Below are 3,393 nucleotides of genomic sequence, written 5' to 3'. Positions count from 1 at the left end.
ATCCTTTGAACAAAAGTCAAGCGAACCATTATTTTACTATCAGCGTTGTTCTATCAAAGGGACATCATCATTTTGGGTATGCGAAACTTGAGTTTTTAAATAGAAAAAAATTATTAAGATTTTTTGCGTATTTATTATAAAGAGGTTATTAAAGGAGAGTATTTATGGATAAAAGGAAAATGGCTCATGAGCTACAACAACTTTATATTTTAAGTCAACGTATTTCTAGCTTTAAAGAAGATTTTCGTTATCAAAATCTTTATCACGGCTATTTAGGAGAGATTTATCTGGACCAACTAGTTCAGATTTTCGGTGAGAAATTTGAGTATTTAGATGACCTTACCTTAGTTTTTAAGGAAACGACAGTACAAATTGATAAAATCTTCATAGTAAACAATACTATTTTTCTCATTGATATGAAGTATTATCAAGGACACTATATTTTTCAAAATAATAATTGGTACGGAATAATTCATTCAAATCGCCTTTGTTCGCTAGAGTCTTTAGAATTTCTGTAGTAAAATCGTTCATATGGAAGTCCTCTTTTCTGTGAATGTGTTGTGGTAACTCTATTCTACAGAAGGGACTTCCTTTTTTCTATTTACACAAAATATTTTACACTCTCCTACTTGAAGTTTCCGAATGAAAACTCTATAATGAGAAATATGAAAATGTTCACTTATTATAAATTAAGTTTGGAGGCTTTTATTTATGAAAATTGCAATTGCAGGGGCCGGCGCGATGGGTTCCCGGTTCGGACTGATGTTGAAACAAGGTGGTAACGATGTTTTGCTAATCGACGGCTGGCAGGAGCATATCAATGCCATCAAAGAAAACGGATTGAAGGCTAATTATAATGGCGAAGAAATTACTGTTAAAGTCCCAATTGTTAATCAGAATGAGGTGCCCACTGGTGAGCAATTTGATTTGATTATCTTATTCACGAAGGCAATGCAGTTGGAAAAAATGCTGCAGGATGTTAAACCATTAATTGCTGATCACACAGAAGTTTTGTGTCTTTTAAACGGTATCGGTCATGAAGACGTAATCGAAAAATTCGTACCGATGGAAAAAATCTTTATCGGCAACACCATGTGGACTGCTGGTCTAGAAGGTCCCGGCAAGGCTAAATTATTTGGCAGCGGGTCTGTTGAATTGCAAAATCTAGGTATTGGCCAAGAAGAATCAGCGAAAAAATTGGCGGAAACTTTGTCCGCGTCTGGTTTAAATGCCAAATATTCCGACAACATTCATTATTCAATTTATCATAAAGCTTGTGTCAATGGTACGATGAATGGCTTATGCACGATTTTAGACGTCAATATGGCGGGGCTTGGTGCAACCAAACCTGCTCATGACATGGTAGTGACTATTGTTAACGAATTTGCAGCTGTTGCTGCCAAAGAAAACGTCAACTTAGACATTCCCGAAGTAATCGAACATGTAGAAACTTGTTTTGACCCGACTACGATTGGTATGCATTTCCCATCGATGCACCAAGACTTGATAAAAAATAACCGTTTGACCGAGATTGACTACATCAACGGAGCCATTTCTCGTAAAGGTAAAAAATATGGCGTAGTAACTCCTTACTGTGATTTCTTAACGCAACTGGTTCATAGTAAAGAAGAAATTCTAGGAGCGAAATAGTAATCATTAGAAAGAGGACGAGAAAATGGAAGAAAAATTAACTCCAAAAATATTTTTAAATAAAGTATTAGCGGGTACCGCAACGGGGATCATCGTAGGGTTGATTCCTAACGCGGTATTGGCAGCAATTTTGAAATTATTTGGTGAAAATACCTTAGCAGTAACGATCACACAAATGGCAGTTATTTTCCAACTAGCTACTCCACTATTTATTGGCGCTTTGATTGCGGTGCAGTTTGGCTTCAAACCAATGCAAATGTTAGTAGTTGCCGGTGCAGCTTTCGTTGGCTCCGGTGTTGTGAAATTCAATCCTGACACAGCTACTTATATCGGTGCTGGTACCGGAGACATCATCAATACCATGATTACTGCATCAATCGCTGTCGGCATGATCTTGTTGATCGGCGAAAAATTTGGGTCCGTGGCAATTGTTGCAACACCAATCGTTGTTGGTATCGGCGCTGGTCTAATCGGCTATTATTTATATCCTTACGTAACCAAGATTACTGCCGCTATCGGTGACTTAATTAATACCTTTACTACTTTGCAACCAATTTTGATGTCAATCTTGATTGCATGTTTCTTTGCTTTCTTGATTATCTCGCCGATCTCTACAGTTGCCATTGGTATGGCAATTCAATTGAACGGTGTTTCTGCTGGTGCAGCCGCTATGGGTGTTGCCGCAACAACAGTTGTCTTGGTAGTTAACTCTTGGAAAGTCAACAAACCAGGGGTTACTTTGGCCATCGCATTGGGTGCTATGAAAATGATGATGCCAAACTTGTTTAGGAAACCAATTATCTTGGTGCCATGTCTATTCACCGCTATCATCTCAGCAATTCCAGTAGCGTTATTCTCAGTCTCAGGGACTCCTGCTTCTGCTGGTTTCGGTTTGGTAGGGTTGGTAGGTCCGTTGGCTTCATTGGACGCCGGTTTGAGTATTATTCTACTATTAATCAGCTGGTTTGTTGTACCAATCGTAGCTGCTTTCGTAGGTCAAATCTTATTTGAAAAAATCTTGAAATTGTATGATCGTAAAGATGTTTTCGAATTTTTAGGATAGTCAACTAGAAAAAGTGTGAGCCTTGTGCTCACGCTTTTTTGTGCAATTGAAGTTGGTGAATCTCAGCGAAAAGAGAAAGGTACCTTAAATAGTGTGTTTCTGGTCAATAGCACAATGAAATATCTAAATACATTATGAACTGCTTTTCGTTTTATGAAGAGTAGTTTGTGCTATTTGAGAAATTGCTCAATTTAATCATTAAGTAGTTTCATCAATGGTGACTATGCTACTGCAATTCTTGTTGTACCAACCGGGAGCGTCAATAATTTTGTGTAAATAACTCGTCCTTCTGCAAAATAATGGGTTACTCAGTAAACATTACTTACTCTTTTTTTTAAGAAAAAAACAATTGCTTGTGTCAAAACAATTCCGATGATTAATAAGATCCCTATTACTTTTAGAATATTGCCAGCTTCTCCAGTTTGAGGAAGCATTCCCACTGCAGCAGCACTAATTCCAGCAACTCCACGACCCTGTTGATACATAATAATCCTCCTTAATTACTATAGTAATTTAACTTAGCATCATTAAATTTTAATTCATTTTCATTTTATACCGCACTTGTCAAAATTGGAAGTAGTTAATTGGTAGATTGCAAATTTAATCCGAATTTTTGGACAAATTTGTCAGCATAACCTGATACGGTGTTTGCCAGTCGAGTATTTTAAGCGGTCGCTGGT

The 3,393-nt window shown here is 37.3% G+C and carries 3 protein-coding genes and 1 pseudogene; 3 read left to right on the top strand and 1 reads right to left on the bottom strand.

Annotated features, from left to right (window positions below; genetic code table 11):
- Nucleotides 1-164: 164 nt before the first annotated feature.
- From G577_RS0110165 to G577_RS0110155, 3 genes and pseudogenes are all read left to right on the top strand, one after another.
- Nucleotides 165-410, top strand: a pseudogene (locus G577_RS0110165) (hypothetical protein); the annotation flags it as partial.
- Nucleotides 411-711: 301 nt separating this feature from the next.
- Nucleotides 712-1,650: a 2-dehydropantoate 2-reductase gene (locus G577_RS0110160; RefSeq protein ID WP_028791070.1), complete on the top strand. Its 939-nt coding sequence runs from the start codon at nucleotides 712-714 to the stop codon at nucleotides 1,648-1,650.
- Nucleotides 1,651-1,675: 25 nt separating this feature from the next.
- On the top strand, nucleotides 1,676-2,713 hold the full coding sequence (locus G577_RS0110155; protein WP_028791069.1) for a PTS sugar transporter subunit IIC: 1,038 nt from the start codon (nucleotides 1,676-1,678) through the stop codon (nucleotides 2,711-2,713).
- A 308-nt stretch (nucleotides 2,714-3,021) separates the two neighbouring features.
- Here G577_RS0110155 and G577_RS12105 read toward each other — a convergent pair whose 3' ends face one another.
- Nucleotides 3,022-3,198, bottom strand: coding sequence for an LPXTG cell wall anchor domain-containing protein (locus tag G577_RS12105; protein ID WP_155988511.1), 177 nt, complete (start codon nucleotides 3,196-3,198; stop codon nucleotides 3,022-3,024).
- Nucleotides 3,199-3,393: the final 195 nt, after the last annotated feature.

It is taken from the genome of Tetragenococcus muriaticus DSM 15685, from assembly GCF_000423785.1.
In the GTDB taxonomy this organism is placed as follows: domain Bacteria; phylum Bacillota; class Bacilli; order Lactobacillales; family Enterococcaceae; genus Tetragenococcus; species Tetragenococcus muriaticus.
This window is presented reverse-complemented; position numbering and strand designations above follow the sequence as displayed.